Source organism: Aestuariivirga sp. (assembly GCF_037139295.1).
In the GTDB taxonomy this organism is placed as follows: Bacteria; Pseudomonadota; Alphaproteobacteria; order Rhizobiales; family Aestuariivirgaceae; genus Aestuariivirga.
On sequence record NZ_JBAXGR010000153.1, the window covers coordinates 1 to 5,881 of the forward strand.

The 5,881-nt window shown below is 54.8% G+C and carries 5 protein-coding genes and 1 pseudogene; 2 read left to right on the forward strand and 4 right to left on the reverse strand.

Annotation, left to right across the window (positions count from 1 at the left end; translation table 11 throughout):
* Positions 1 to 347: 347 nt before the first annotated feature.
* Positions 348 to 683 carry a MarR family transcriptional regulator gene (locus tag WCJ41_RS19750; protein ID WP_336907554.1) on the forward strand — a complete coding sequence of 112 codons (336 nt, stop codon included), beginning with the start codon at positions 348 to 350 and terminating at the stop codon, positions 681 to 683.
* A 373-nt stretch (positions 684 to 1,056) separates the two neighbouring features.
* On the opposite strand, the pseudogene WCJ41_RS19755 reads toward WCJ41_RS19750, so the two are convergent.
* From WCJ41_RS19755 to WCJ41_RS19770, 4 genes and pseudogenes are all read right to left on the reverse strand, one after another.
* A pseudogene (locus WCJ41_RS19755) lies at positions 1,057 to 1,311 on the reverse strand (hypothetical protein); the annotation flags it as partial.
* Between the two features lie 379 nt (positions 1,312 to 1,690).
* On the reverse strand, positions 1,691 to 2,062 hold the full coding sequence (locus WCJ41_RS19760; RefSeq protein WP_336907555.1) for a hypothetical protein: 372 nt from the start codon (positions 2,060 to 2,062) through the stop codon (positions 1,691 to 1,693).
* A 453-nt stretch (positions 2,063 to 2,515) separates the two neighbouring features.
* Positions 2,516 to 3,211 carry a response regulator transcription factor gene (locus WCJ41_RS19765; RefSeq protein WP_336907556.1) on the reverse strand — a complete coding sequence of 232 codons (696 nt, stop codon included), beginning with the start codon at positions 3,209 to 3,211 and terminating at the stop codon, positions 2,516 to 2,518.
* Positions 3,208 to 5,067 (reverse strand): ATP-binding protein, encoded by a 1,860-nt coding sequence (locus tag WCJ41_RS19770; protein ID WP_336907557.1) that lies wholly within the window; start codon positions 5,065 to 5,067, stop codon positions 3,208 to 3,210. The genes WCJ41_RS19765 and WCJ41_RS19770 overlap by 4 nt, the downstream gene beginning before the upstream one ends.
* A gap of 285 nt (positions 5,068 to 5,352) precedes the next feature.
* Here WCJ41_RS19770 and WCJ41_RS19775 point away from each other — a divergent pair.
* Positions 5,353 to 5,881 (forward strand): transporter (locus WCJ41_RS19775; protein WP_336907558.1); only part of this gene is annotated, 529 nt, incomplete at its 3' end.

Here is a 5,881-nt window from a genome sequence, read left to right on the forward strand (position 1 = left end):
CACTCCGAAAATCCTTCAGCCCGCAACCGGAAACTCCATGGGGCGTAGACGGCGCTTACAGATCACCGGAGTGCACACCTCGCGAGACGTCTGAGCGAGCGAGTGCAAGAACGATCTTACCATATTCATATGGGTACAGCTACGTAGAATTACAACTGGCTTTGAAGTCGGATGTTCCAATGTACCCTTGCGCTGCTTCGTTTTTCCAGAGTTGAAAGTCCGGAATATAAGAACATTTACTTATGGTATTTATAAACAAATCAATGTGTTAGCGTTAGCCTCATATTCATTCTCAAGAGTTCATAACACGCCTCACTTGACCAGTGTGATTCGTGAGGACGGCGACTATGAACGCTTCTATCGAAATAGATTCTAACGGTCTTGATGCGTTAAATGTTCGTGGTTCGTCGAATGAAGATGTTGATGCCGTTTCGCGAACCATAATCATCGAAATAGCAAAGGCGAATGGGCATCCTGTCCGACAGAAGGACATTGTCCGCAGTTTCGACTTGGATTCGCATGTAGCTGTCCATAAACAGCTTAGGAGGCTAGTAGAATCAAATTTGGTTGCGAGTGAGCGAAATCCTACGGATAGAAGAGAACGTCTTCTCTATCTCACACCGTTAGCGCAAGAAAAATTCGATAGGTTAGCGCAGGAAATTCGTCAACTTGGGGAAAAGTAGTATTCCTTCGCCACCGCTCGCAATTTATTTGCAACACCATCCTGAACATAGCTGAATATCATTCGCCCTGAAGGCGTGGTGGTGGCAATCGCCTGAGTTCAATGGCACCGCCGTAGGAGATCGTGGCGAGCATGATCCGAGGAGTCCTCACGCGACCGACGCGAGCAGGCTGAGCAGCCGGAAGGTCCTCGGGAGAGTTCACAGTACGTTATCAGCATAATCAGACCAGCGGTGATTGCGAGGATCGTGCTTGTGAGGTTGCGGGCTTGCTGGTCGCTCGACCGCAAGGGTTCAGCTTTTCGGCAATGCATTGCTGACGCATCGGGCTTTGTCCGCGCCACCCCCAGCGGGAAATGAACAACTCCTTGGTCTCATGGCCTGTCGCCCGCACCGGACGGTCGGCGAAGACGATGATGTTGCCGGACACGCCGGAAAGCGTGAGCTTTCCCTCTGCAAGGTCAGCTCCCTGGGCATTGATAACACCGAGTGACGGCACAGGCCCCTGTGCCATCGGACGACCGATGGTCTTTTGCAAAGGCACATGAGGGTTAGCCGGTTCACCGGCAGCGGCGATCGCGGCCGTCCACACGCGACTGGCGGCAACAAGCACGGGAAGACGAAAGTTCATGCCTGATCTCCCTGTTTTGTTCAGTGTGAGGAAAACGCTACAACTTGGCTTAACTCTGTAACCGGCGGTGTTTTCACCCCGCCAGCATTTTCGGCATCTTGCTTCTCCGAAGCTTGTAGTCTGATTGGCTCTAATCTCAGCGGTCGCATCAATGAACAAAAGCGTTGCAGAAAATTCATCGAGAGGCGATCAGCCCAGAAAGACAATCAGTGTTACTGCTCTTGTCCCCTGTTGCTCCCTTGCACTCTGCCCCCAAGCGTTACTGTTAACGTGACGACCAACAACGGCTTTGGATACTGTGAGAGTATGTAACTTGGTAGGCCGTGCCGAACCAGCTGATGTTACGTACGTGGTTCGGCTCAAATTGCGGCATGCGCTGTTAATTCACCAATTCAATCATGTGGTCACAGGTACCATCGGAATGATGCACAGAGGTTATCTGTCCACGTGCGCCGATATATGTGCCCGTACCACCGATCACTGAGCGGATCTGTGGCGCTTCATTGGGCATCTCCGTAGCCGTCGCAGCGAACACGGCCTTTCCTGAGGCGAGCAGCGATGAGCCACTACCAAAATCAATCGTAAACTCGCCCACGCGGTCCTCTACGGTTTCCGTTCCTTCAGCCAAGTCAACGGTCATCAAGAAACCATCCATGATCGCCTTTACGCCACCATCGCCAGTCAGATTCGCTTCAAACGCGAGAATATCGCCGTCCGAATGTCCAACGGGCAACTGGTCCACGTAGTGCAATTCGGGAGCTTCTTGGTGCAGTTTGATAACGGTCCGATCCGCAGCAAGAGCGCTGCTAATCGAACACGCTGCTGCTGCGAACAGTGTTATTACTTTGGCAAGGCTGGGCCTGGCTACCGTAGGCCTGAAGGACCTCATCCAACCGGGCCACACTGACGGCCATTGTCGCAATCGAGATACCTTGACGACTGAATGATTGCTGCCCGTTGGCAATGAGAAGCCCAAGCACTAGAGACGTCAGTGTTGCAATGACGCCAGTCGCCTGTTTGACAATCTCTCGGGTGCTTCCCGGCTCGCGGACGCGAAGCGGCACCGACAATCTCCGCCCCAACTCGACTGCGACGAGCAGTATAAGGCAAGTCAACCCCCACCAGTAAGCCGCCTGCATTGCGCTAATGCCCTTTGTGATCGTTACCTATGAGAAACACCAAGTGTCTAGTTGATATCATTTGGTCAATCCGTCACAACGCGGATCGGACTGCACAGCTTGTAGCCCACTCCCCGCAACGATTGGATTGCCGGAGCCTCTGCGCCGCAGTTGACGAGTTTCTTGCGAAGCCTGCCGAGTTTAACTTCCAGATTTTCACGGCTGATGTGCTCGCCGCCCCCAAGATGCGATGCAACCTGCCATCGCTCGAGTATCTGCTGGGATGCCCTGGAGAAGGCTGCCAGAAGAACGATCTCAGTCTGAGTCAGCCTCGTCTCACCTGCAGTCCCCGCCACCACCATGCGCACCGAACTCAGGGTCAATGTCCGGGGGAGTGCAGTTCCACTGTTGGCCAGCCTGCTGCTGAAGCCGGAGACGACGGCACGGAGCTCCTCGAGAGAAAAGGGCTTTGTCAGGTATATGTTGGCACCCGATTGGTAGCCTTCAATGCGGTCCGAAAGCGCGTTACGGGCCGACACGATCACGATGCCCACATCCGGCTGGGACTTCCGGATACGGCGCGCCAGTCCCATGCCGTCTTCACCCGGAAGGTTGAGGTCGACGATATAGAGATCACTCACATATCCGACGGGCTCGTCGTCGACATCCTCGGCATTTGCAACGCCGATTACATCATGGCCATCCTGGGTGAGCGCATTGCAGATGGCCGCTCGATAGTCGTCATAGTCCTCGACGACAATGATCTTGAGGGGCCGAGTCATGAAGGCATCCACAGGCTGAATGACACGGACTTGCCCCCTTCGTCGTTTCGAAGGAGACAATAGTCGATGCTCGCCCCCAGTGTCCTTACCCAATTGGCCACTAGAAAGAGCCCCAGGCCCGATCCTGGTTGGTGATGAGCTCTCCTGCTCCGATAATACTTGGTATAGAGCTTCTCCGGGTCAGGCGCACCCGCCTTACCAACCCTGTTGACTACTTCAAGCCTCACACCTGCCTTGTCACCTGAACTGACTGAAGTGGCAGTGAGCATGACGGGCGTGTTGGCGGGGCTATACTTCAGCGCATTGTCGAGCAGATTTCGCAGGATGGATCGCAGGATCACGCCATCCGTCGAGACAGACAGCGCTTCTTCGTGCACGACCTGCACGCGCCCAAGGAACGGCTTCTCCGCAACGAGTTCATCGAGAAACCTAGTCAGATCGACGGGCGCAAAATCAGGTGAAACTGTTTGGCTGTCGAGCTTTTCGCTTTGCTCCACACGCTCAATGACGCCAGCCATATCCTGGGCTGCCTTTTCGATCGTGCGGCCGCCCGGGGACTTCGTATCTGCAACGAGGCGAATGACGCCGAGCGGGTTTCTCAGTTCGTGCGTCAGCATGGACAGGAACTTCTCCTTCTCGTTCCTGCGCTGACTTTCTTCGCGCAGCTCCCTTTCCGCGATCTGCACCTGAAGCAATGCCTGCTGGGCAGCCAGATCCCGCCGTCGCGCTCTTATCGTGAGCAGCGCCACCATGACGGATGCCGACAGCAGCGCATGAAGAAAGATGAAGTTGACGGCCGGCATGCGCGTCTGGATGACGTTCTGATGCATCAACACAGGCACCATGATCACAAACGCCATCAGCAGAAAGCTGACGCGGATGATCCACAAGGCTGACGAACCATATTGCTCTCTCTCGGGGTCGCGGACGGAAAAGGCGAGCAGGCAGGTCATGAGCATGATGACATTGATGACCGCCGCATTGAGACGAAGAGCTGTTCCTGGTTCACCGAATAGGAGGAACGCTACACTGATGGCCGGCAAGAAGAGAACGGCCCCCAAGATTCTGCGCAACCAACGATTAGCACCGAAGCCCGAGAGAAGTCTCAGATCGAAGTATCCCGTTACGGCAATGACGGTGACGAGAATGAAGACATAGATAAAGCGCCTGGAAGAAAGGTCGAATTCCTCAGGATAGAAGAAGCGGAACAAACCAAAGAAAGCCAAGAAGAGGAGCAAAGAGTAGAATTGCCTCAGAACGAAGAAGCCGTAGATGGCTTCTTTTCTGACCAGCCAGCTCACGATGCCCCAGAGGCAGAGGCCTATCAGGAAGGCGACATAGACCGCGAGGATTGCCTCAAGGCGCTGGTTCGCAACCACGGCCTGGTTCAGAGGCATCACAGCAATGCTTGCCGTAAGCGTCGTGGATGATGAAATGCGAAGGTATAGTATGCGAGGCGCTATTGATGGTGCGATGATAAAGCCACTGCTCAGGCCGACGTGGTTCACGGCATCAGGCGTCACATCACGACCGCTGACAAGCGGAGCTGCTGAGCCTGCGCCACCCACCTCCGGGTCATAAAGTTCAATCCGCTCCAGAAACGGCGGGGTGACGACCAGCGCTATTGGGTCCGTGCCCTCACGACCTCGCACTTCGATCTTCAGCCACAATACAGATCGCGTGAAGCCCTTCGAAACAAGGCCATCATCGGGCTGGAACGGCGCGGCCATCGCCTCGGCCAAATCCGCGCGTCCTGAAACATCGACCCAATAGGATTGCGACATCAGCAAGGGCTCTTCAGCTTGCGCTGACACCGGCAAACAACACGCAAAAATAGAAAACTGGAACGCGATCATGAGCGCCTTCCACCACCATCGCCGCTGTCGTCTGTTAGGTTCTGTTAGAATTCTCATTGTCCCTTCTGGTACCAAACGATGTAACTCGCATTCCGAATTAGGTCGAGCGCAGTGCCAAGCGTGGTGCTGAATGATTTGACAGAGGATCGTTCCCGATCGCCCTTTTGTCGAGTCTGGCTTGATCCATCGGACACGAGTGTTGGTGCTTTTGGGAACGCTGAAGGACAAGACATGAACAGGCTGCTACTGGCTCTCGGAACGATCTTCTTGCTGCATAGCGCGGCTATGGCTGATGAGGATTCGCAGGACCTGGCCAAGCAACTCGCCAACCCCGTTGCGAGCCTTATCAGCGTTCCCTTTCAGGGCAACTACAACGAGGGTATCGGCCCAGCCGACGATGGAAATCAGACTTACGTCAATCTGCAGCCAGTGATCCCGATAAGGCTTAATGAAGACTGGAATCTGATCTCCCGCACCATTTTGCCGATAATTTCGCAGGACGATATTTATCCTAGGGCGGGCAACCAATGGGGCCTCGGCAATACCCAGCAGAGCCTGTTCTTTTCGCCGGTGAAGCCGACCCATGGCATCATCTGGGGCGTGGGTCCTATTGCATACCTCAACACAGCCTCCCACCCTCTCCTCGGACCGGAAAAGTGGGGGTTAGGACCTACCGGCGTCGCACTCATGCAGCAGGGCCCCTGGACCGTCGGCATCCTGGCCAATCAAATTTGGTCCTTCGCGGGTGATCCAGCCGAAAAGAATATTAACCAGGCCTACATGCAGCCCTTTGTGTCCTACGCCACAAAGAACG

Bases quoted from the DNA above. Each gene is read 5' to 3' on its own strand.
- WCJ41_RS19750 (WP_336907554.1), top strand. From the start codon at position 348: ATGAACGCTTCTATCGAAATAGATTCTAACGGTCTTGATGCGTTAAAT.
- WCJ41_RS19765 (WP_336907556.1), bottom strand. From the start codon at position 3,211: ATGACTCGGCCCCTCAAGATCATTGTCGTCGAGGACTATGACGACTAT.
- WCJ41_RS19770 (WP_336907557.1), bottom strand. From the start codon at position 5,067: ATGATCGCGTTCCAGTTTTCTATTTTTGCGTGTTGTTTGCCGGTGTCA.